We start from the raw sequence: 24,267 nt of genomic DNA on the forward strand, positions 1-24,267 counted from the left end.
GAAAGTAACAAGCTATGTCTGACTGGCAATATTAGAGATCCATATCCGTTAGCATCAAAGGCAGTAGCAATACCACTAATAAGGGCTATTGATAGTATCTTACTAACCTGACAAAGGCATCCGCAGTTTTAATGGTTGGATTATTTTTACCATCAGCAAACTGATACACCCAAGCAAACTGAGGTTGGTTCGTTTGGGTCGTTGCCGACCAATAATTATTACTTTTGGTCGTTGGAAATACCGTTATGTTTATTGCTGGAGTCACACACTCGTGATACACAATACTGGCTAGTTCTTTAACGTTAGGCACTTGCCAATCTGTAAACCCTGCAAACTTGTCTTCGTCGGCAACCACCAATGCTTGCTGCCAAGTAAGTTGCTGAGCATTGTCTTCACAGCTTTGAGCAGTTGCGTTGTAGCTTTGCCCAAAGTTGCAGCGCTGCCACATTAATCCCGTTTGGCTATCAAGCACAGTACCATTGCTGTTTATCGTATAGCGGCTGGTATTGGAGCCGGTACCAACGCAAGTTTGCGCTTGGCAAACAGCCGTTAATGACAAAGTAAATAGTATAGTTGCGATAATTTTCATACCACGCTCCCTAAGGATTCCTTACCAACCTAACAAATGCGCTGCTAGACTTTTCTACTGCAAAATCATTGCCCGTATCCATGTCGACAACATAAGCTCTTCTCAGCGTGCCACTGGTACCATCTAAACTCGACTGCAAGGTCCAGTAATAGCGATGACCAAGCGTGGTTGTACTAGGTAAATTAGGGAAAAGCGCTTCATCTATCACCGCAGTACTTGTACTGCCGTAATCTAGTAGTCCAAGTAGTTCCATATAAGTTGGTAAGCGCCAATTGTTACCACCACAGTAACTTTGCTCTCCAATGGCTGGATTATTCACTTCATCAATCAAAGCTTGAATACCACAATGACTATCCTGCGGGCAGGTTGTATTTGCTGCAGCCTGAACACTCCCCTCGGCAATTGCTCCGTCTACCTCAACATACCAGGTATAACTATTTTGTGCGTTGCGAGAAGAAGTATTTGGTAATGTACCCGAACTTGCTTCTTTTATTTCCCAAATCAGTCCTGTGACGTTATCACGAACGCAAGCAAAGTCCGTAGCGTCATCAGGCAATTCATCCGCAAAGCGATTTAATTTGGTAAAATCAAAACCTGCTCGACCACTGCCTTCTTTCGCCACCTGAGAGGCAAAATTATCACGCCCACGCTGCGCATCTTGAGCCGTAAACTGCGTCATACTACAGGTGATCGCATCCGTATTGTTATAACACGCGGTTTGGCCACTATCGTTTAGTTTACCTAATGGCTTTTTCTCGATATCAATGCGCACGGTGTCGGTAGCAGAGCGGTTTTGCGAGTCAGTAACGGTCAGCTCAAATTCCACTTGCGACAAAATATTTTGATCTGGTGCGTTAAAAGTTGTTGAACACCCGGTAACAGAACTTAATGCTATCTGAGTGCCAGACGTCACTTGCCGCCATACACACTGTTTCTGACCAGATACAGTATCACTGTTTGAGCCATCAAGCGTGACCTCATCAAACTCTTGCACTTGCTGGTCGCTCCCTGCATCAGCCACTACCACATCCGAATTCGCAAGTAGCCCGAGGGTAAACTGGGTACTGGCTTGTCCGCCTTCATCATCGGTAACCGTCAACTGCCAGATTGACGCCTGAGAGCTCGCCAATAATGGATGGACAAAAGATAAAGTAGCTGTATTCAATCCCGTTGCCTGTATTGTTGTGGGACCACTTACTTGCTGCCACTGATAAGTAACCACTTGGCCATTTTCATCTGGATCGGAAGAGCCTGCGCCACTTAGGACAATAGTATCTTTATATTTGGCTGGTAATGTTTCCGGTGCTGTTTGGCTGATACTAGGTATAGGTAATTGATTGTTAGATTTGATAGCAACCGTCACTTGGTCGCTTGCAAGACTGCCATCAGGCGCAACATAATCAACCTGAATAAGTAAATTAACATCGGCTTTGATATCCGGTGCAACAAAAGCGGCTTGCTGCTCCGTAATTGGAAATTCACTGACGTTTGCACCAGAGATTACTTGCCAGTTAAAAGTACCGCCAGCAGGTGATGCTTGTGCATTCAAGGTGACTTCTGTTTTTTCGGTTACTTGGACATCAGCACCCGCGTTAACCGATGCGCTGACTTGGCTCGGTTCATCACTTCCAGAACCTCCGCCACAACCCGTTAATATTAGCGCAAGTACAACCCAACTTCCCTTGAATGCATTCATATTATTCCTTATGAATTATAGATAACTCTCTTGATGTATTCGCACGAACAACTTAGTGCCAACTTTACTGTAATCTATTTTGTATTCTCGGCCGTCTAAAGCCTGAATAAACAACAACCGCTTTACTTCACCAAATACATCAATACTCGAAACGTGGACGACCTCTAAATAACGCTCTTTAGCTTCTCTTCGATTTCTAGGTAAGTCTTCCTTAAAAGGCACCAAACCATTTGCAGTCACCTTGATTTTTGGGTGTGCTTCACCATTTACAATCACAAGATCTAACTTCTTCTCTTTGTGAATAATGGTATTACGCCCACTTTTAATATAGGCCGTTTCTAAGCTCATATTGGTGTATCCTGTTACATCTTCAGTAGGTGGTTTGTTCTTCTAACAATGCTTTTACCACCTCTTTAGGGTTAAGTTTCCAGCGGTTTAACATGACTGAAAATTGCCAAATATCCCTGTCTAAGGCAGTCGCGGGGATCAATAAATCATATCCCGTCACTGTCTTTAAATTATCCATCCGGTTTGCAAACATTGCCATTAAACCAGTATATTCTTTTCCCGCCTTGGAGCGAAAAACGGTTTCTTCTATCAACCATTCAGATGGGCAGTTGCCATTTTCGCAATGCATTTTAACAGCTTGTAAAAAAATATGCCGCTGCTCGATCAATAATTTACCCGCAAGTCGAGGTGTTAAATTTAATAAAAACGCATCAATATCATTAAGTTTAATACCAACTGCATTTAACTCAAGTGTTTCAACACCTTGTTGAACTTTGGGAATGCCGCTGGAGTGGAAGTTTACAATGGATAGCGGCCAAGCTCCATATTTATGCACATATCTAAACTCTTGTTCTGTAAAGTATAAACTAAAATATGGTTGCTGACTTTTAAGAAAGCCAACAAAAATAGCCACTAACATGGCGCTGGCAAGAAATATTTCTACAATAGTAATAGCTGTACCACGCAAGTTGACAAAAAGCATGATAACAACCAATCCAATTGCACCAACCAGCATAAATTCAACGCCATTGCGGTCAGCGGTTGCACGTAGTTTTGCTTCAAGCATGGGTATACCAGACATAAAAAATATACATGATGATCGCCCATGCGACTAATTTACGTATTGTGATGCATCGTTTACATGAATGACTGTGTTTCATAATATTTAATTTAGGTACAAACACTTAAATTGAATTACATTTTCGTTTAATGCACAAATTTACAGGATATGCCGCCGACTTTGTTAGCCTTTAATTTTGTAAACTAGAGACAAATTATAATCTGGGTCACTTTTATGCGTCATCAATCAGGAAAAGCACTGTTTCCTTTTATCATTGTAGTGCTAGTCGTTATCAGCGGCTATTTATATTTACCAGCCTCGGAAGGCAAAATGAGTGGCAACTCGGCACCCGTAACCTCCGTTCAAGCTCATACTGTAGCCAAAGAAGAACGTATTATTGCTGTTCACTCTATTGGTTCCGCTAGAGCAAATCAAGCAATCAACGTGAGTAGCGCCCAAAGCGACTACGTGGCAGCCCTATATTTCGATGACGGAGACGTAGTAAAACAAGGCGATAAGCTAGTCCAGTTGCGTGATGCCGAAGAGAAACTCGATATCGAAGCGCTGAAAGTGACGCTAAAAGAAGAAATTAGACAACTAAACCGCCTTAAAGACCTCGCCAAAACTCAATCGGCGGCTCGCTCTCAACTAGAAGCACAATCAGCAAAGGTAGACACCTTAACGGCGCAATTGGAAGCCACCAAAACAAAACTCGCCGAGATGACCATTTATGCGCCATTCGATGGGTTATTGGGTACTCGAAATATCTCTATCGGTAGCTTCGTAAACAACAATACTGTGATCACCACACTCGATGACATTAGCATCATCAAAGTGGATTTTCAGGTACCTGAAAAATACCTAGCGCAACTGCAGCTTGGTATGCAAGTGAATGCACAAAGTGAAGCTTACCCAGAGCAACTATTTACCGGTAAGGTTTCCCATATTGACCCGCGCATTAATGAACAAACGCGCTCGGTACGAGTGACAGCGAGCTTCACCAACCTAGACCATAAACTTCGCCCAGGTATGCTGCTACATATGGGGCTTGAACTGGCTCGATTACAAGCCCTTGTAGTGCCAGAAAAAAGCATCATTCCAAGACAAGATAAGCATTTTGTATTTGTCATTGACGACCAAGGTAAAGCGCAACAACGCGAAGTACACCTGCAAACTCGCTTTAGCGGCTGGGTGGCTATCGACGAAGGGCTTAAAGAGGGGCAACAAGTGATCACGGAAGGCACCTTGAAGATCCGCTCGGGCTCAAAAGTTGAAGTAAAGGGGTAAGGCGACGTGAGAATCACTGATACGGCGGTAAAGCGCCCGATCTTCGCGATCGTCATTAACTTACTGCTGCTGACCTTTGGCTTAGTGGCATTTACTATGCTACCACTGCGCGAATACCCTGATATTGAAACCCCAATTGTCAGTGTAAGCACTAACTACACCGGCGCATCAGCGGAAGTAGTAGAAACCAAGATCACCCAAGTACTAGAAAACCGGATTTCGGGAATCGAAGGGATCAAAAGCATAAATTCCAGTAGCCGCAACGGTAGCTCCAATATCACTATCGAATTTAATATCGATCGTGATATCGACGCTGCTGCAAATGATGTGCGTGAGCGCGTTTCTCGAGCGCTGGATAGGTTGCCAGAGCAAGTTAGGCCGCCTGAAGTATCGAAATCAAACAGCGATGAAAGCCCTATCGCTTGGTTTGTACTCAATAGCGAAACCATGGATACCTTGCAGCTTTCAGACTACGCCCAGCGCTTTATCGTTGACCGTCTGGCGGTTGTTGATGGCGTATCAAATGTACGCATTGGCGGTGAGCGTCAATACGCCATGAAAATTTGGCTAGACCGAAAGGCGATGGCCGCTCGTGGAGTCACAAGCAGTGATATTGAACAAGTGCTACGCAGAGAAAACGTAGAATTACCCGCTGGCGAAATTGAATCCGTTGACCGTGATTTTTCTGTTCGTATTGCCAGAAGCTATAAGACTCAAGAAGACTTTGACAACCTAGTAATTAAGCGCGGTGAACAAGGCTATTTGGTGCGACTTGGTGAAGTCGCGCAGGTGGTACTTGAAGCCGCTGACGACGAAAGTACCTTCCGTGGTAATGGTAAAAATATGATTGGCCTTGGCGTTGTCAAGCAAGCCAAAGCCAATACGCTAGAAGTGGTCGACAACGCCCGTAAAGAGCTTGAAAAAATAAAACGCAACCTGCCTCAAGGCACGACCATAGAAGACAGCTACGATTCTTCTATTTTTATCCGTGAGTCCATTGCTGAAGTATACAGCACACTTGCGATTGCCATGGCGTTGGTGGTACTCGTTATCTACATCTTCCTTGGCAATATCCGCGCTACGCTGATCCCTGCTGTTACCGTGCCGGTAGCCTTAGTTGCAACCTTTATGTTCTTGCTGGCCATGGGGTATTCAATCAACTTGCTGACGCTACTTGCGCTCGTGCTTGCCATCGGCCTGGTGGTCGATGACGCCATTGTGATGCTAGAAAATATCTACCGCCGCATTGAGCTTGGCGAACCCAAGTTACTGGCAGCCTACCGTGGCGCGCGAGAAGTAGGCTTTGCCATCATTGCAACAACGCTGGTTTTGGTTGCCGTGTTTATTCCCTTAGTCTTTATGGATGGTCGTATTGGTGCCCTATTTACCGAGTTTGCCTTTGCAGTAAGTGCTGCAGTGCTGTTCTCCAGTATTACCGCGTTGACCTTGTCTCCTGCCCTTTGCTCCAAAGTATTAAAGCCTAGTAGTAAAGAAAACCGCTTTAGTCAGTGGATGGACCGTCAATTTGGACGACTAGAACAAGGGTATCGCCGTGTTTTACAAGACAACTTATCGCGCAAATACAGCCTGATTGTGATGTTGGCACTAGCGGGTTTTACCAGCTACAGCCTGTTTAAACAGATCCCGTCTGAACTGACACCAAAAGAAGACCGTGGTACTTTCTTCGTTATGATGAATGGCCCAGAAGGGGCAAGCTACGAAAACAACTCGCAAAATATGGCAAAAATTGAAGAGCGCCTACTTCCTTATGTAGACTCAGAGGAACTTAGCCGCGTGCTTATTCGGGTGCCTGGTTGGGGTGGTCAAGGCGGTGTTGCTATTATCGGCATGCCAGACTGGGATGAGCGAAAACGCTCTACTTGGGAAGTCATGGATGAGATCAGCGGTAAAATGCAAGACGTTACAGATATTCGCGCCTTTGCTATTATGCGCCGTGGTATTGGCGGCGGCGGTAACTCACGTCCCATTGAGTTTGTACTGCAAGGTAACGACTACGATGAGTTAGCTGCATGGCGCGATCGCATTCTAGAACGCGCACGAGAAAATAAAGGACTGGTTCGTCTCGATCACGATTACAAAGAAACCTTCCCACAGTTTTTAATAAGCATTGATAAAACCAAAGCCGCAGATTTAGGCGTGTCGGTAAGTGCCATCGGCCAAACGCTAGAAACCATGCTGGGACAACGTCGTGTTACCACCTTTATTGACCGCGGTGAAGAATACGATGTGATCTTAAAAGGCACCAAAGCCGACTTCTCTGCCCCAGATAATATTTCTGATATTTATGTGAAATCTCGTAGCGATGAGCTCGTGCCATTAGACAGTTTGATCACCATAAAAGAAGAAGCCACAGCTTCTCGATTAAACCGCTACAACCGTATGCGCGCAATCACTATCACGGCAAACCTCGCTGGCGACTATACACTGGAGCAAGCCCTCGACTTTTTAAATAAAGTTGCCGCCGAAGAGAATGATATCGACGGCGCCATCGACTACAAAGGCGAATCACAGCTGTTTTATGAAGGTGCATCAGCAATGACCTATGTGTTTATTCTGGCGCTCACCGTTACGTTCTTGGTATTAGCCGCACAGTTTGAAAGCTTTGTCCATCCACTGGTTATCATGCTCACCGTACCACTGGGCTTAGTCGGTGCGATGTATGGATTATTTATCACCGACAGCACGCTCAATATTTATAGCCAAATTGGTATTGTCATGTTGATTGGCCTTAGCGCCAAAAACGGTATCTTAATCGTGGAATTTGCTAACCAATTGCGTGACAAAGGCATTGCCTTCGAACAAGCCATTGTTGATGCTGCAGCGCAGCGATTAAGACCTATTATCATGACCTCGCTAACAACCGTGATGAGCTCCATCCCGCTTGTGTTTGCAACAGGCCCAGGATTCGAAAGCCGCATGGTGATCGGTGTCGTGATTTTTGCAGGTGTCAGTGTTGCCACCATTTTAACCTTGTTTGTTATCCCAACCGCCTATACTTTACTAGCTAAGAAGACGCAATCTCCAGAAGAGACGACAAAACGTCTTGAGGAGCAGTCGAAACAACATCCTGAGCAGGAGGTATAATGGCAAATTTACAAACCGCAACTTTTGGTGGTGGTTGTTTTTGGTGTATTGATGCGGCATTTCGCCGCGTCAATGGCGTTGAGTCAGTGCAGTCAGGTTACGCAGGTGGCCACACAGATAATCCCACCTATCAAATGATATGTCGGGGAGACAGTGGCCACGCTGAGGTAGTCCAACTGCAATTTGATGCCGATATTGTCAGCTTTGATACTTTGCTTAACATGTTTTTTACCCTGCATGACCCAGCACAGTTGAATCGCCAAGGTAACGACATTGGTACTCAGTACCGCAGTGTGGTGTTTTATCATGACCAGCAGCAACAGCAGCAAACTCAAGATTGTATTGCGCAGCTTCAAAGCCAATTGAGTGAAAAAATAGTGACAGAGGTTAGCCCAGCGCCTGAATTTTATCCTGCTGAGCACTATCACCAAGATTATTACACTGAAAACCCAAACCAAGGCTATTGCAGTGTGATGATTGCCCCTAAAATTGCAAAGTTTGAAAGTCATTTTGCGGCAAATTTAAAGCACTAAACTTGTGTGCCGAACGCAATAGATTGCGTTCGGCTTACGGCTTACGGCTTACGGCAACATAGGTATAGCAAATATATAAAAGCTAGTGCGGCCATCTTTAATCCGCAAATGCCCACGCGTTACTTCCATTTCTAAATTCGCAGTATCACCAGGTCTTAAGGTATCTAAGCCTTTAAGCGGAACGACACCTGAATTGATTAACTGGGCGTTGTGTTTAATGACCTGCGGAATATCTTCGCTCATATCCACACCCAAGAATTCAAACACATCAATCACAATACGGCTAAATTCTGTATAAAGCTTGTCAAAAATCCCCGGAGTCAAGGTATCTATCAAATCGAGGATCCACGGCAGCTCTACTTTTGTCGTCACCACAGGCTTAAAGCTAGAAATTAAAGGGTCTAACTCAAGCTGCTGGGTACGTACATCATACTTACCTTTGATGGTGACATTTTCGTTGCTAATATAGACATGGATATAAATATTCATTCCAAGCTGCTTCTTACGAAACTTAGCGTGAGACTTCAAATCGAAGCCATCGATCAACACCGGTACTTTATTTTGCGCATCGACTCTACCTGCGATTTTCATATGCATCGTGCCGTAGAGACTAGTCGTGTGGCTCACTTTATTTGAACTAGATTGCGCGGCAATATTGTTGACGATATCGGTCGTCAACTCTTTGTAGTTATGTTCCACATTCGAAAATTGCTGATGAATGATATCTGAAACCTGCGTATACATTTCCTTTGGACCTTGGCTAGATGTTGTCCTGCCAGTAGACCAACACTCTCCACCGGTATAAATCACAGGCACAGATATAGGCGTTAGGTGATCGTTGCCAGGATGACGATAGTACATCATGCTTCGGATCCGACTACAGGTTTGCGATGGCGCGTTAAACCAAGCGAAATCGCCCGTCATTGATTGTGTTGAAAATTGAGGTTCAAGCTGGCTTTCAGGCTGTGAGGCTTGTGCTGATGTGACAATCCCAAGCGTGAGTAACCCAAATAATAGTGACTTCATGTTCTTTTCCTTAAGGTAGTAATAATACAAATCAAAGCTATTATCAACCACACATAAAGCAGAACACCAGTTACAAATGTAATGCAACTAGGGCCTGTTGATCTTTCAAGTTTGTTTTTGCAGCAGTTTTACTGGTATTTATACAAGGCAGAGCCTGCGTAGCATAGTTATTCTATGTAAGTCAGGTGATAACACAGTAGAAATGCCAGTCAAGCGCTGCCCTTTGGGTTCACCTGAGTGCGCTTTGTTCATTGTTGCTCAACTTTTGCCTAGATTACTAGGCGGCAAGTCGAGCGTCGCGATCAAAACACACTCAGAAGAACAAAAATCAAACAGCAAAGGTCAACAGGCCCTAAATGATAAATAAGAAAAGTGATCCATTACTCATGATGGATCACTCTGGGTATAGAAAAGCAGTTAACGCATTAGAAGCTGTAGCTCACACCAACGTAGGCTTGTCTACCTAGTGGCTTATAGCCCAGTAAAGAGCCATCTTTTGCTTCGCCCGCTGTGGCATTGAAATAACGCTTATCGGTTAAGTTTTCAATTCGGCCATTTAACTTGAATCCGTCGAAAAACGTATAGTTAGCAGCTAAGTTAAACAGCGTATATGACGGTAAAGTCACTGTATATGCACCTTCAGCTCCCCATACTTTATCGTCGCGATTACCTCTATGGACTAAGGTCAGTGTTGCGTCGACATTTTCCCACTCTTTACTGACTGAATAAGTTAAGGTACGTCTCGCTCTGCGCTGTAATTGCTTATCGGTATCAGCGTCTTTAGCACTCACATAGCTCGCATTTACCGTATGCTCGATACCAAAGTTGTCTTCAATTTCGATAGAAAGATCAGCACCTTCAAAGTCAGCGCGCTGAACATTGTAAGGGACGTATTTCCATTTATCATTTTGCTGATAAACGATTTTATCGGTAATACGGTTATCGTATACCGCAGCTTCCACACGGAAGTTCTCGCCGCTCCATGTGACAATAATTTCATTATTAGTGGCTTCTTCCGGCTTAATATTTGGGTTAGGCAGATAGTAAGGACTATCAATCACAAACGCCTGTGATAAAGAAGGTGCTCTAAAGGCAGTACCATGATTCAACTTAACACTCAGGCCATCCATGAGTTGCTTGCCTACAGCAACTGTGTAGGTGTTTGCACGACCATGAAAATCATAATCATCCGTTCTCAGTACAACCTCTGCCAGCCAATTTTCATCGTTGTAAAACCCACCTAGTGCTAAAGATAAGTTATCACGCTCAGGCTCTGAAAAAGAGGCGGTAGAATCACCAACATCTTCATTTAGAAAGGTAAAGTTACCCGTGAAGATCAAAGCTTCAGTTAAACTATATTGCGACTGATATTCAAATTGGCTGCGTTTGGTGACATAAGCGTTATCGTCAGCACTATTACCGATTTGAACGTTTTGTTCCTTACCTAAGCTGTATGACGCACTTTGGCTAAACTTGTCAGTACGTCTTTTCCACGTCAACTTATTGGTGTAGTTATGGAAACGGTAAGCATCACTACCAAAAGAGTCATACTCCCCCTCACCTTCACTGTACTGTGAACGTAAGCTAAAAATGCCACTTTCTTCATCACCATACTGCACATTTAAACCGGCATTACCGTTATAATATCCATCACGGTCATGGTTTTTTGTGATTGCAGCTTCAGGGTCTTTCTCTATCACATCATAGCCATCGGTATGAGTGTAACCCGCATTAGCTGCAATACTAAACTTGTCTTTTTTGTAATTTACCGTTGCTTCGGTCTTGGAGTAATTGTTACTCCCAGTCGTAAGCGCGATAGTATTGTTATTCCCTTCGCGACTAATAATATTAATCACGCCAGCAATGGCATCTGAACCATAAATCGCAGCTTTGGCACCACGAATGATCTCAATCCTTTCGATGCTATTAAGTGGTAAATTAGTGAGCGAATTGTCACCGGAGTTTGCATCCGTCACTCGAACCCCATCGATTAACACTAGCGTATGCTTAGCATCATTACCGCGTAGGAATAAACTCACACTTTGGCCGAAGCCACCGTTTCTAACCGCTTGAATACCTGCGACATTATCGAGTAGCGATACGACATCTTGAACATTGCTTTTTTCAATATCAGCACGACCTATAACCGTAATGGCAGACAGTGCGCTTTCTAGAGATTGTTCAAATTTATTGGCAGTAACAGTGATATGTTCAACATTTTGATCAGCAAACGCTGAAAAAGAGAGCGCCGTCGCTATCGCCGCGCTTAGAGCAGTTTTATTTAACATGGTTTCCCCTAACTTGTACCCACCGTACAAGAACACAAAGTGACTGTTTCAAGGCCGGTCTCCGGGCTCAGTAAACCTGCAAATTAGCAGTTCACTCTACCGTTGCGGGGGCAGCGCTGGCATAGAACCGATCCAAGCTAATCACGTGCAATAAACTGTCTTATTCAATTTATTGTTGATTAACGCAATTAGATGTTCCCTTGTGTTCGCACCAGTTTCCCGATTATCTATACACTTAGCAACCACACTAGGTTGTGTACAGCACCTTGAAAATGCGAGGCTATTGTCTTGGGTTTCGGAATGATTGTCAATGGACGTCTAGAAATCCAAAAGTGCAATCTATGCACTTTTGGAATGAAGTAAAGCGTAATTAGTCGCGGAAGTTTTTGAATTGAAATGGTTGGCCAAGCTCACCGGTACGAACCAGTTGCATCGTTTCTTGCAAATCGTCACGTTTTTTACCCGTTACACGTACCGTATCGCCTTGAATTGATGCTTGAACTTTAACTTTTGAGTCTTTAATAAGCTTAACCAGTTTTTTCGCCATCTCTTTGTCGATGCCTTGCTTTAACGCCACCTTACGTGAAACGTATTTGCCAGAGCGCTCAATGTCTTTTAACTCGAAGCTTGCCACATCAAGGCCACGCTTTGCCGCTTTACCCACTAACATATCGAACAATTGCATAACTTGCTGTTCTGCTTCCGCTTTGAGGTTAATCATTTCACCGCTTAGCTCGATTGACGCATCTACGCCACGAAAATCAAAACGTGTATCAAGCTCACGAACCGCGTTGTCTACGGTATTTTTTGCTTCTGTCATATCAATTTCAGATACAATATCAAATGAAGGCATGCTTCTCTCCTAAAGTCATTTTGGCTCGATTATAGCAGTTTATGCTTAATTTGAGTTACTTTAAGTTTTTAAACAGCGTATTAGGATGTTCACCCAATGGACAGTTTTCGATGGTATACTGCTCTCTTAGTCATACAGAAGTAGGATGTATTGTGACACGGCGCGTTTATAAAGCTCTTTTGATTATCTCTTTAATTATATGTACGGTGCTATTCGCAAAGGAAATTAGCTTGTCTCCAAAGCTGTTCCCAAATATCGATAAAGTGGCACATTTTGGTGTATTTTTTGTGCTTGCGTTTATCTCTCACCATGCTTTTAAAGTGAAAGTATGGACACACATAGTATTGCTGTCATTGTATGGAGCAGGAATTGAGTGGATGCAACATTCATTACCGTATCGCCAAGCATCTACCGCTGATTTTTTAGCTGATTTAGCCGGTGCGGTCAGTTATTTTGTTCTATTTTATATTTGGACAAGTTGGCGCAACAGAAAACATGGCTAACATACATATTTTAGGTGAAGGGGCGATAGGATTACTGCTCGCCCAGCACCTTAGTCAATCTCATCAAATTACGCTGATCACTCGAAATAAACGCGCGGCGACTTATCGCTATCAAACAGCAAGTATTCAACAAACCATCCCATGCAGCACCAAAACACTTGCAGAACTCCCTGCCAGCAGTATAGATACGCTAATCATTCCCGTTAAAGCATATCAAGTAATCGAAGCACTCCAAGCGCTTCGACCCGCACTTTCAAAAAATGGCGCACTAATCCTTAGTCATAATGGCATGGTAGATTGGTCTGGTGAGTTAGCAGCGCTTGAAAAAACACAATCCGCCTACTTCTTAAGCACATCCATTGCGGGCTATAAAGTCGCAGACATTGTGCATCATACAGGACAAGGTGCAACTTGGTTTGGGCCGTTAAATTCACCAGCAGAATGCCACTACCCGCGCGTATTCTCGCAACTGTTTAGCACATTTGAAAATGCCCAAACCACGTTTGATATCATGCCAACACTTTGGAAAAAGCTGGCGGTTAATATTGCCATTAACCCGTTAAGTGCATTGGAACAAGTCGCAAATGGTCAGCTAAGACAGCCCAAATACGCAGCCCAAATCCTTAATTTAATGAATGAAGTACAGCTTGTGGCCACAAGTACAGGTGTAAACTTAGCGCTTAGCGAGCTAGTCACGCTTGCTTACACTGTAATGGCGCAAACAGCAAACAATCGCTCTTCAATGAATCAGGATATCGCAAATAACAGGCGCACTGAAATTGACGCTATGTGCGGCTATATTTGCGAGCTAGCAGCAAAACAAAATATTGATGTACCGTTTAATCAACAGTTATTTGATGAAGTGAATAAGCGCTGGCAGCCAGCCCAACAATAGGCTTAACTTCTCGGCGGGTAAACCGTCTCCCACAAAGTTATTTGCACAGCGAATTAGGGATACAGCTCGTTGAGAGTTTTTGTAATACTTGCAAGCAGCTTAACTGCTAAAACCGTAGAAGGTTTCATAAGCAGCTAATACCAATTGAATTAATTCTCTAATCAATTTGAAGGGTGAAATAGCATATTAGCTTCGCTAAAAATTTCTCATTTAGAACAACTAAATAGCAAAATTTTTGCCTTGCTACTAAAGCTATTTCCCCGCTTCAAGATAGATCATTTACTTAATACAACTGGTATAATTCCCCTTTCATCACACCTGAGAAGCATAAGCCGATATGCAATGCGCCGGCGGGACGTCGGTTGCTTTCCTATCAGTTTTTTTGGTTTTAGGATTCAGTATGATGTCGGGGCGACGTTTTCTTGATTCGCTCTATCGCGCCGTTTTAAAAGAATGAACGAGGAGTGCATAGATGTGCTTTGATACGAACCATTAAGGGTAATTACAAAATACTAGCAAACAAATTGATAGGTGAGCAATAACAAGCGGCCTCTTACCTCCCCACAAAAAACGTACGTTGGGTAAATCCTAAAGTCTCACCCAACGCTTGTTAACATGCTTTATTCTAAGGGCGGTACACCTTGACGTTAGCATAGCCATTTTCATGCAGAATAAGTGCTTGTAACTGGCTCATTACGCCTTTCGAACAGTACAAGTAGTATTCTTTGTCCTGTGGTAAGTCGCCAAACTTAGTGGCTAATCTAAAGAAAGGTAAGTGGATCACTTGTGCACCATCTAGCTCTAGAGGGTTGGCATCTTCCTCTTCTGGAGAACGAATATCTAGTACCACCGCGTTGTCTGGTAATTCACTTACCGATTCCGCTTCTTTCACTTCTTCTTTTGCTTCAGCTTCAATGTCACGAATATCTTTTACCGTCGCGTTAGCTACAACTGTATTCAATACATCAAAGTCAAACTTTTCTTCTTCAGCTAATATCTTGTGAAGCTGTGCTTTTACCGTAGGCTTTTGAGAGATCACACCACAATATTCAGGCATTGCTTCTGCCATTTCATTGGTGCCAATCGCTCTGGCAATACGAATGATCTCTTCTTTATCGTGTTGAATAAGCGGTCGTAAGATCAGCATCTCTGTAACACGGTCAATCACGTTAAGGTTAGCCAAGGTTTGGCTTGATACCTGACCAATACTTTCACCAGTTACCAGTGCTGGGATCCCCAAACGCTCTGCGACCACAGCACCTGCACGCATCATCATGCGTTTTAGTACCACGCCCATTTGTCCGCTTTCGATATTCTCAAGAATTTCAGCGACAACTGGCTCAAAGTCAATCGTAATAAATTTAACTTTGTGGGTAGAGCTAAATTGTTTCCACAAGTAGTGGCTCACTTGCTTAACGCCAATTTCGTGGGCTGCGCCTCCTAAGTTAAAGAACAAAAAGTGCGTACGCGCCCCTTTTCGCATCATTTGATAAGTCGCAACACCCGAGTCGAATCCGCCAGAAACCAAAGACAGCACGTCTTCTTGCGTTGGTAGTGGGAAGCCACCTAAACCAAAGTGCTGGTGACGAACGATGTAGGCTTTATTGTCTTTGACTTCGATTTTAACCGTCACATCAGGTTTTTTCAGCCTTACACTGGCACCCTCTACATTTTGGTTTAAACCGCCACCAACATAACGCTCCACGTCGCTTGAAGTAAACTCATGCTTACCTTGGCGCTTTACGCGTACACAAAACGTTTTGCCCTTGATCAATGGCTCAACCAAAGCAATCGTTTGTTGGTAGATATCATCAAGCGTATCGAACTGTGTTTCTTGCACCTCAATAAACTGCACAATACCTGGCGTGCGTTTAAGGTGGTCAATTAGACCAAGGCGGGTTTTCTCGTCACTTAGCTCGCTCGTTACTGAGATATTGTCCCAGTTATTTTTAACTTTTACGTTTTCGTCAACGCGAACCAACAGCATTTTGATGTTTTTCTCTAATACTTTGGTAAAACGCTTACGGACGGATTTGCTCTTAATAGCAATTTCGGGATGTAATTTGACGATAAATTTAAGCATAAAAGTCACTCTACTACAGATCGATTATCGGTTGCGATGACGCACTGATTTGACCTAAGCGGACTTTATCGTGGCGCACACTGACCGAGGACAGTTCGGGCGCGCGAGTATATCAAACTCAGAGCCGATTAGGAAATAAACAAACCTTTTCCCTTTGTGCTCTACAAAGCCTTTTGCCTGTACTCCCCCTGGCAGAAGGCCCGCTTAGTTATTTAAGGCTAAGCAATACTCGGTAAGCTCGCCTCTGCTAGTGCTTGATAATGCTGCTGAAGTTGTGCCACTTTCGGTGCGCTCATGGGCGTCGCGTAAGGTTTAAAAATCATCAGTACTTTAACAATGCCATTGTATATATCTTGTTGCTCAAGGACGCCTGTCATTCTTCTGGCTTTAACATAAGGAGTCCAGAAACTAACGGTCATTTTCAACATATGCGCGAGCTCTTTAGCATCGTCATCATCTATGGTGATCACGCCTGTATCTCTTAGGCCAATTACTACCGCTTTTACTTGCTCAAGTAAGCGTGACTGAAAAGCAATGTAGTTTTTTTTCAATTCATCATCACGAGCCAAAATGTCTGTCAGATTGTCGTAGAAAAAGTGATAACGCCACATCAGGTCGAACAAGGAGTCTAAATATTGAGTTAGCTGCTCAAGTGGTTCGTTGTGCTGCTCCAGTGGCTTAAAATGCGTATTTAAATGCTCGCTATAAAGGGCGAATATCTGCCGAATGATGTCTTCTTTATTTTTAAAATGATAGTACAAATTGCCAGGACTAATCCCCAAACTGGACGCTATATGGTTTGTCGTAATCGCGCGCTCTCCATGCAAATTAAATAACGCGATGCTGGTACGTATTATTTTTTCCTTGGTATTCATTACGATTCTCTATCTTTGTTGATAACGTGGTCGCGCTATTGCTAGGGTTACTAGGCTATTGCGCGCTCCATGTGAAAAAATAGCACTAATTTTACCTCTAGATAAGCTTAGATCCGACAAAGCTGACCAGTGTTTTTTCAAAAAAACCTTGTTACCATACAAAAAAATTCAACATAGTTACGCTTATGAAAGTCATCGCCCTCTACCCTGGCACATTTGATCCCCTCACTAATGGACATGAAGACTTAATCAAACGTGCAGCAAAAATGTTTGATACCGTGATCTTGGCAATTGCCCATAACCCAAATAAACAGCCTTGTTTCTCACTAGAGCAACGTGTTGCTTTGGCTGAAGAAATTTTAAAGTCACATAAAAATGTAAAGGTGATTGGGTTTTCAGGATTACTCGTTGATTTAGCAAAAGAGCAAAAAGCCAACGTGCTGATCCGCGGCATTCGCGCAGTGTCTGACTTTGACTATGAGTTCCAGCTGGCCAATATGAATCGCCGTTTACATCCTGATTTGGAAAGCGTATTTTTAACGCCATCTGAAAAGAATTCATTTATCTCGTCAACTTTAGTAAAAGAAGTTGCGCTTCATAAAGGCAATGTCAGTGAATTTGTTCACCCGCTGGTTGCCAAAGCTTTAGAGGAAAAACTACACGGATGAAAAAGTGCCTATTATCCCTAGCCGTATTGGTTGGTACTTATGCGCACGCTTCACCTTGGATAGAGGTGTCGCAAAGTGAGCTTAAACACAGCATAGATTTACTGGTTGCAGAAGGCGTGATAAATCGCCCAGTTAACCAATATCCTCTACTATGGAGCGGCATTGTTAATGACCTCGCCGCTATTGATGACAGAAATCTCTCTGAAACCGCAAGCTTTGCATTGGCACATTTACGCCATGCGCTAAAACAAGCAAAAAGAGAAAGATACAGCAGTGTAAAAGCACATTTTAACGGTGCCGAAGAGCGCTCAACAGGCTTTGGTGAACGTCAAAATGAACGTTCTGGCTTGCGTACTTATGGCGTTATTACAGGCGGTGCTGTTAGCGCTAAAGTTGCGGTTAACTACGCAGATGAAGGCCAAGATGGGAAATATGTTAATCACCACGGCAGCCACCTCGCAGTGCTGTTTGGTAATTGGTCTCTCAGCGCTGAGCGGCTAAGCTACTGGTGGGGACCGAGCAACGAAAATGCGCTGATGCTTTCAAACAACGCAGCCCCCATGAAGGCGGTTCGTTTGAGTCGTGCCAATAACAACTACATTGGACCGAGCTTTCTCTCTTTCGTTGGCCCTTGGCAAGTGACGGCCATTATGGCAAAACAACGCCCGAATATAGCCAGTAAAAAGGATGGCGACTTTTGGGGGTTTAGAGCGGCCGTTTTTCCAATTCAAGGGTTAGAGCTTGGCTTTAGTACAACATCTAGCGACTTTGTTTATCAACAACAAAACCTTGAAAGCGAAAAGCAAACGCAGCGCCTCACCAGCGTTGACTTCAAATACTCCACTCGGATAGCTAGTCAACCACTCGCTTTATACGGTGAGTTTGCAGGCAATAACGACAGTGGTGCGTTACCAAGCAATCCAATGTACACCCTAGGTATTGAAAGTTATTGGGGTGGTAAAGACTATCGCCTTAAAAGCTTTGTTGAATACTCAGATACAAGCATTGATTGTAAAGACGAGCTAAAACTCGCGCTTTGCCCAAGAGACAATACCGTGGATTCAGCGAACTACCGTGAACGCGACCTCTGGCTTGGAGCAAGCTCGGGATTGGACGCTAAAAACCTCACTTTCGCGTTAGATTACTTCAGCACAGATGGCATTGGTGCTTATGCCAAACTAAAACGAGTTGAATTTGACACACTAGACGTTGAGCGAAACCAGCTCGAGCTCGGTTACCAACAAGGTGTGTTTGGCGCGCTTGCTAAAATTGGCGTAAAGGCATGGCAAGATAAGTCTCAGGAAGAAGACGAAAGCCACGCAGCACTTACGTTGAGCGTAGAATATCAGTTTTAACGAGCGGCCATCGCCGCTCTTTTGTTATGGCGTATAATCCAAGAAAGTCCTTAAGAATAAGCAAAACGACAATTAAAAGCCAATCGGTTATATACATTCCGATAGTGTATAACCAGTAAACCCAATCACGATACTCTTTATCCACTCGGTGATTAGTAATAATATCCTCACTTATAATTAAAACAAAAAGAAATGAGTTTACTGTTAAAAAACCTATCACATAGGACTTCACTACTCTTGTCAGTCTAAATTCTGGAAACTTAAATAACTTAACTAGCAAAAGTATTGTAGAGATATCTAAGAATAAAAATATAAAGTAAATTGAAAGATCATAGAACCCCGCTGTACCAGTTAACCAGCCTTTTGACTCGCAAAAATAAAATGTAGGTATTGTGAGAAAATATGAACCTGCGAGGAGAAACGAAATGCCACTGAGCTGCTTAAATTTAGGGTTTTTAGTTGCTCGAACAAAGTTAAAGAGTGCAACAAACAGTAGAATCCATGAGTGCAAACTACTAAGAAACAAGTAAAACAAATAGTGAAAATCGACCACAACTTCAAGCTACCCTAGCTCTCACCTTACTTATAGCCCATTTAATACCTAACCAATCTTTATTGACTAATAGAGAAGTAACCATAATAAAGTCCACAGAAATCACTAAATATGAGTACAAATACCATAACAGCCAGCGCGTTACATTTTCATAAATATATGTATCAATATACATAAAGAAGAACATAACAGTATTAATAGCCAAACCTATCATAGTATATAAAACACCCACCTCAAGCTTTTCATCTTTAAAAAAAGTATAAGTGGCAAGAAAAAGAGCTAATAAAGTAAAGAGATCAAATAAAGCAAATATGCCGTGAATAGCTGTGTTATAGCTATCAGAAACAATGATAAAATCGCTTACAAAGTAGGAGATAAATAACAGAGTAGAAGCAAGGAGTAGCTGTAAATTTTTCTGGACTTTTAGTATATAAAAAAATAGATGTAGCAGTGTGGCCATCAAGAAGCCCCATATAACAAGGGCTCCTATACTCATACCAAAAAAGTCATAAATTAACATTAATCATTAGTACGGTTCTTTAGACCCAGGCGGAGTAATTACACTTCCACGTGCGCCAGATACCATCTCAAGTTTACTTCCAGATTGAATTACCTTATCAGAAAGCGACTTTGTTTGACCAGCTGTTTTAGCTTGATTTTTTCTCGCTAGAATCATCTTTAGCATTGAATTTCCCTCAATATTTACAAATTAGTCTTAACTCTAAAAAGTGAGTCACCTAAAAATTATCGAGATTTACATAGCACGAGACATGCCAACATTTGTTAAATCAACTTCAATCGGTTGATTTACATACAGAAAGAGCGCTTACTAGCGCTCATTTTGATCCTATAAAAGCTGGATGTTAAGCCACAAATTTACATGGAATACTTAAGCTAGATGTCTGTTTTATAATGAAATCCATCGCAATTTCATCACAGTTATCTTTACGCAAGCACAGCTCACAGTCTTTCATCACTTTTTCAGGCAAGCTATCTTTGGTACAGTTGTTAAAACCTTGTTTCATAAAGAAGCCAGGCACTCTAGTTAGCACAATAATACGATTGAGTGCCAATTTTTTGGCTTTCACTAGCAAATGCTCGACTAAAAGTTGCCCCTGCCCCTTTATTTCGCTCTCGGGATTTACACCCAAAGAGCGAATTTCAGCAAGCCCAGTGTCGTAAATATACAAAGATGCACATCCTGTCACTTTGCCATCGACCTCTGTCACCGCAAACTCATTGATACTATGGATCATATCACTTTTCGCTCGCGGTAGGTTCTCACCTACTTTAGCCCAGTATTGGATCAGTCCAGCAATGGCTTCAACATCATCTAAATTGGCATCACGTACTAGGATTTTTTGCTTTTTTTTTGCCGTTTTAATGGCACTGGTTACTTGTGGCAATGAGGTGCCGCCTAATGCTTTACGAGCGGCAATACAAGCGTCAATTTCGAGTACCGGGTAGACATCCTCTGCAATTACTGCGCTGACTTGCTGGAATTCCTCTAAGCTCAGATCCTCGAGGTTTTGCCCCTTACTAATTGCTAACTGCACTAATTCACCGACGATGTGATGGCCTTCCCTAAACGGTATTCCCTTAGCAACGAGATAATCAGCAAGCTCTGTTGCATTGGCGTGACCACCTTTTGCAGCCGCTAACGTTTTATCATCATTAACCTTAATGCCTTTAACGCATGCTTCAGCCATATGAATACACGCAAGCCAAGTTGGCATGGCATCAAATAGGCCTTCTTTGTCTTCCTGCATGTCTTTGTTGTAGGCCAAAGGCAAAGCTTTAAGCGTCATCATCATGCCGCTAAAGGCCCCAAAAACTCGACCTGTTTTGCCACGGATCAACTCTAAGGCGTCAGGGTTCTTTTTCTGTGGCATCAAGGATGAGCCGGACGTCACGCTGTCGGCCAAATCAATAAAACCAGACTCACCAGAATTGTAAAAGATCAAATCTTCAGCAAAACGAGATAAATGCATCATAGAAATAGACGCACAACTGAGTAGCTCAACCACAAAGTCACGATCAGAGACCGCATCTAAACTATTGCGAGAGGCTTCTCTAAAGCCAAGGTTAACGGCCAACACTTCACGGTCGATAGGATAGGCAGTCCCCGCTAGTGCACCTGAGCCAAGTGGACATACATTTAACCTTTCAAGCGCATCATTTAAGCGCGACTCGTCACGCTCAATCATCTCAACGTAAGCCATACACCAATGACTAAAGAGTACTGGCTGAGCACGCTGTAAATGGGTGTAGCCTGGCAAAATAGTACCAAGCTCCTTCTCTGCGAGTGTTACTAGAGCTTGCTTTAGTGAACTCAGTGCCACAAGCAGTTGCTGCGCCGTTTTACGACTCCACAGTCTAAAATCAGTGGCTACTTGGTCGTTACGGCTTCGACCTGTGTGCAGCTTTTTACCTAAATCACCCACTTTGTCGATAAGTTTAGCTTCAACATAAGAATGAATATCCTCATGTCCCGCGGTTGCTACACTACGCGGATCAGCAATCACTTCATCCAAAAGCTGTTTCAGCGCTGAAATGATCTGCTGATGTTCGCTTTCAGTTAATACTTCTACTTGCTTTAGCGCACCCGCCCAAGCGATAGAGCCAACAATATCTTGCTCTGCCAATTGATAATCAAATGGCAGAGAATCATTAAATTGCTTAAATGCCTCATCAGGACCTGATGAAAAACGGCCGCCCCATAATGCCATCTCGCTCTCCTACCTTAAGACTGCTTTTGCTTGTTTAACGCCGCTATCCGGCTAGATAATGAGAATAGACGAATGAATCCCTCCGCATGAGATTGGTCATATACGTCATCTTCACCAAATGTGGCAAAATCTTCGCTATATAAACTATTGATTGATTGCTTTTGCACTGCATGTACATGGCCTTTATAAAGCTTAAGCACCACCTCGCCAGTTGCCTGCTGTGCGAAAGACTCTGCGGCAGCTAGAATTGAATCTTTCAGTGGGGTAAACCAGCGACCGTCATAAACTAAGTGTGCAAACTCTTCGCTAAGCGCGGTTTTCCATTTACGACAAGATTTGTCCAAGATCAGCTCATCAATCGCTTGTAACGCAGCCATCATCACAGTGCCTCCCGGCGTTTCATAACAGCCACGAGATTTCATGCCGACTAGGCGGTTTTCAACGATATCCACACGACCAACACCATGCGGTGCTGCAATCTCGTTTAACTTAACTAGACACTGATAAGGACTATAACGCTCACCGTTAACACCGGTGATTTCACCCTTTTCGATTAATACCGACACATATTCAGGCTGATCCGGAGCTGCTTCTGGAGAGTTAGTCATGGTCCAAACCTGATCGCTTGGCTCATTCCATGGATCTTCCAATTCACCACCTTCGTGAGAAATATGCCAAGCATTGGCATCACGACTGTAAATTTTGGTAGCAGAGGCTGCACAAGGGATATTACGCTCAGCCAAATAGTCAAGCAGCGATTCACGACTTGATAACGACCATTCACGCCATGGTGCAATCACTTTAAGATCAGGCGCAAGCGCTGAGAAGCAAGATTCAAAACGCACCTGATCGTTCCCCTTGCCAGTACAACCATGAGAAAGTGCATCCGCGCCAACTTTACGCGCGATTTCAACTTGTGCTTTGGCGATAATAGGACGCGCCATTGAAGTACCCAGTAAATATGTCCCTTCATAGGTAGCGCCAGTTTTAAGCGTTGGATAAATATAGTCGCTAACCATTTCTTCTTTTAAGTCGACGATATAGCACTCAGAGGCACCCGATGCGATTGCCTTTTCTTCAACCCCAACCAATTCTTCTTCACCCTGACCTACATCGGCAACAAAGGCGACAACTTCACAACCGTAGTTCTCTTTTAACCATGGCACAATCGCTGATGTGTCTAATCCACCAGAGTAAGCCAGTACCACTTTTTTAATCTTGCTCATGTTCTTTAACCTCAAACGTAATCTTTGTTTAACAGCGATACCAGCAATGCGTTTTGGGCATGCATGCGGTTTTCAGCTTGTTGAATAATTTTTGACTTTGGCCCGTCCATCACTTCTGAAGTAATTTCAAACTCACGATGTGCTGGCTGGCAATGCAAAATGGTTTGTGCGCCACACGCTTCAACTAATTGTTGGTTGATTTGATATGGCATAAAGGTGTCTTTCACCTGTTCAATTGGCGTTTTATTCCCCATAGAAACCCAAGTATCAGCGTAGAGCACATTAGCGCCAGCCGCCGCTTCTACCCGATCACTGACCAGAACTGAGGCACCATTTACCGCTGCAATTTGTTCAGCCTGCTTTACAATTTGTGCATCTGGAGAATGGCCTTTAGGACAAACCGCCACAAAATCAGTGCCTAATGTTGCCGCAAGCAACATTAATGAATGTGTTACGTTATTGCCTTCACCGAGGTAAGCGATTTTGATCTGGCTGACATCGTCGTAAGTTTCAAATAAGGTGAGAAAATCAGCCAACGCTTGGCAAGGGTGATATAAATCACATAGGCTATTCACAACAGGCACCGACGAAAACTCAGCGAGCGTTTCAAGCGTGCTATGGTGATTTACGCGAGCCACAAGGCCATCGGCCCAAGTCGAAATATTAAGCGCAAAATCTTTTACGGATTCACGCGCACCCATTGCACCGTTTTGCTGATCTAAATACACAGCATGGCCGCCTAATTTATGAATACCGATATCGAACGACAACCGTGTTCTTAAGCTCGGCTTTTCAAATAGCGTGACTATCGACTTGCCAGCTAAGGCTTGGTTGTATTCTTGCGGTTGATTTTTAATATTTTTTGCAAGCTTTAATAAGTTCAAAACGTTAGTTTGGTCTAATTCCAAACCAGTTAAAAAATGCTTAGTCATGA

20 protein-coding genes and 1 riboswitch are annotated in these 24,267 nt (G+C 43.3%); of the genes, 7 read left to right on the plus strand and 13 right to left on the minus strand.

Annotation, left to right across the window (positions count from 1 at the left end; translation table 11 throughout):
- Positions 1-85 precede the first annotated feature (85 nt).
- Genes CTT31_RS15755 through CTT31_RS15770 form a run of 4 tightly spaced genes read right to left on the minus strand, consistent with a single transcriptional unit; the run spans position 86 to position 3,375 of the window.
- A complete protein-coding gene (locus CTT31_RS15755; RefSeq protein WP_211858674.1) occupies positions 86-589 on the minus strand; it encodes an Lcl C-terminal domain-containing protein in 504 nt (167 codons plus the stop codon).
- A 10-nt stretch (positions 590-599) separates the two neighbouring features.
- Positions 600-2,285, minus strand: a complete 1,686-nt coding sequence (locus CTT31_RS15760; protein WP_260491560.1) for an Lcl C-terminal domain-containing protein — start codon at positions 2,283-2,285, stop codon at positions 600-602.
- A 15-nt stretch (positions 2,286-2,300) separates the two neighbouring features.
- Positions 2,301-2,633, minus strand: a complete 333-nt coding sequence (locus CTT31_RS15765; RefSeq protein WP_010607140.1) for a hypothetical protein — start codon at positions 2,631-2,633, stop codon at positions 2,301-2,303.
- A 22-nt stretch (positions 2,634-2,655) separates the two neighbouring features.
- Entirely contained in the window at positions 2,656-3,375 is a 720-nt protein-coding gene (locus CTT31_RS15770; RefSeq protein WP_026001024.1) for a DUF2982 domain-containing protein, read from the minus strand.
- A gap of 213 nt (positions 3,376-3,588) precedes the next feature.
- Between CTT31_RS15770 and CTT31_RS15775 the strand changes: the two genes are divergently transcribed.
- From CTT31_RS15775 to msrA, 3 genes are read left to right on the plus strand one after another with little or no spacing between them, the layout of a single operon-like run.
- Entirely contained in the window at positions 3,589-4,641 is a 1,053-nt protein-coding gene (locus tag CTT31_RS15775; protein ID WP_039492776.1) for an efflux RND transporter periplasmic adaptor subunit, read from the plus strand.
- A 6-nt stretch (positions 4,642-4,647) separates the two neighbouring features.
- Positions 4,648-7,746 (plus strand): efflux RND transporter permease subunit, encoded by a 3,099-nt coding sequence (locus CTT31_RS15780; protein WP_260491561.1) that lies wholly within the window; start codon positions 4,648-4,650, stop codon positions 7,744-7,746.
- Positions 7,746-8,279: a peptide-methionine (S)-S-oxide reductase MsrA gene (gene msrA, locus CTT31_RS15785; RefSeq protein ID WP_370649623.1), complete on the plus strand. Its 534-nt coding sequence runs from the start codon at positions 7,746-7,748 to the stop codon at positions 8,277-8,279. Before CTT31_RS15780 ends, msrA begins: the two co-directional genes overlap by 1 nt.
- Before the next feature lie 48 nt (positions 8,280-8,327).
- On the opposite strand, the gene CTT31_RS15790 is transcribed toward msrA, so the two are convergent.
- The 3 genes from CTT31_RS15790 to CTT31_RS15800 form a co-directional block, all read right to left on the minus strand.
- Positions 8,328-9,305, minus strand: a complete 978-nt coding sequence (locus CTT31_RS15790; RefSeq protein ID WP_260491562.1) for a hypothetical protein — start codon at positions 9,303-9,305, stop codon at positions 8,328-8,330.
- A 425-nt stretch (positions 9,306-9,730) separates the two neighbouring features.
- The gene (locus CTT31_RS15795; protein ID WP_260491563.1) at positions 9,731-11,593 is read right to left on the minus strand and encodes a TonB-dependent receptor domain-containing protein; all 1,863 of its coding nucleotides are present in this window, start codon (positions 11,591-11,593) and stop codon (positions 9,731-9,733) included.
- Positions 11,594-11,628: 35 nt separating this feature from the next.
- Positions 11,629-11,877, minus strand: a riboswitch (cobalamin riboswitch).
- An 86-nt stretch (positions 11,878-11,963) separates the two neighbouring features.
- Positions 11,964-12,446 carry a YajQ family cyclic di-GMP-binding protein gene (locus CTT31_RS15800; protein ID WP_010374237.1) on the minus strand — a complete coding sequence of 161 codons (483 nt, stop codon included), beginning with the start codon at positions 12,444-12,446 and terminating at the stop codon, positions 11,964-11,966.
- A gap of 152 nt (positions 12,447-12,598) precedes the next feature.
- Here CTT31_RS15800 and CTT31_RS15805 point away from each other — a divergent pair, with 152 nt between their 5' ends.
- Positions 12,599-12,949 (plus strand): VanZ family protein, encoded by a 351-nt coding sequence (locus CTT31_RS15805; RefSeq protein ID WP_239421315.1) that lies wholly within the window; start codon positions 12,599-12,601, stop codon positions 12,947-12,949.
- A complete protein-coding gene (locus tag CTT31_RS15810; protein ID WP_260491564.1) occupies positions 12,942-13,844 on the plus strand; it encodes a ketopantoate reductase family protein in 903 nt (300 codons plus the stop codon). The genes CTT31_RS15805 and CTT31_RS15810 overlap by 8 nt, the downstream gene beginning before the upstream one ends.
- Before the next feature lie 625 nt (positions 13,845-14,469).
- On the opposite strand, the gene thiI is transcribed toward CTT31_RS15810, so the two are convergent.
- On the minus strand, positions 14,470-15,927 hold the full coding sequence (gene thiI / locus CTT31_RS15815) for a tRNA uracil 4-sulfurtransferase ThiI (RefSeq protein ID WP_010374240.1): 1,458 nt from the start codon (positions 15,925-15,927) through the stop codon (positions 14,470-14,472).
- Positions 15,928-16,145: 218 nt separating this feature from the next.
- Positions 16,146-16,802, minus strand: coding sequence for a TetR/AcrR family transcriptional regulator (locus CTT31_RS15820; protein WP_010374241.1), 657 nt, complete (start codon positions 16,800-16,802; stop codon positions 16,146-16,148).
- 185 nt (positions 16,803-16,987) lie between these two features.
- On the opposite strand from CTT31_RS15820, the gene coaD reads away from it, so the two are divergent.
- Positions 16,988-17,470, plus strand: a complete 483-nt coding sequence (gene coaD / locus CTT31_RS15825) for a pantetheine-phosphate adenylyltransferase (RefSeq protein WP_010374242.1) — start codon at positions 16,988-16,990, stop codon at positions 17,468-17,470.
- Entirely contained in the window at positions 17,467-18,825 is a 1,359-nt protein-coding gene (locus CTT31_RS15830; protein ID WP_260491565.1) for a capsule assembly Wzi family protein, read from the plus strand. The genes coaD and CTT31_RS15830 overlap by 4 nt, the downstream gene beginning before the upstream one ends.
- Before the next feature lie 557 nt (positions 18,826-19,382).
- Here CTT31_RS15830 and CTT31_RS15835 read toward each other — a convergent pair.
- The 4 genes from CTT31_RS15835 to CTT31_RS15850 form a co-directional block, all read right to left on the minus strand.
- Positions 19,383-19,838 (minus strand): hypothetical protein, encoded by a 456-nt coding sequence (locus CTT31_RS15835; RefSeq protein WP_223193776.1) that lies wholly within the window; start codon positions 19,836-19,838, stop codon positions 19,383-19,385.
- Positions 19,839-20,241: 403 nt separating this feature from the next.
- Positions 20,242-22,107 carry an argininosuccinate lyase gene (gene argH / locus CTT31_RS15840; protein ID WP_039492795.1) on the minus strand — a complete coding sequence of 622 codons (1,866 nt, stop codon included), beginning with the start codon at positions 22,105-22,107 and terminating at the stop codon, positions 20,242-20,244.
- 14 nt (positions 22,108-22,121) lie between these two features.
- On the minus strand, positions 22,122-23,333 hold the full coding sequence (locus CTT31_RS15845) for an argininosuccinate synthase (protein WP_130127041.1): 1,212 nt from the start codon (positions 23,331-23,333) through the stop codon (positions 22,122-22,124).
- Positions 23,334-23,344: 11 nt separating this feature from the next.
- A complete protein-coding gene (locus CTT31_RS15850; protein WP_010374249.1) occupies positions 23,345-24,265 on the minus strand; it encodes an ornithine carbamoyltransferase in 921 nt (306 codons plus the stop codon).
- Positions 24,266-24,267 lie beyond the last annotated feature (2 nt).

The sequence above is a fragment of the Pseudoalteromonas maricaloris genome (assembly GCF_024746855.1).
Lineage (GTDB): Bacteria > Pseudomonadota > Gammaproteobacteria > Enterobacterales > Alteromonadaceae > Pseudoalteromonas > Pseudoalteromonas maricaloris.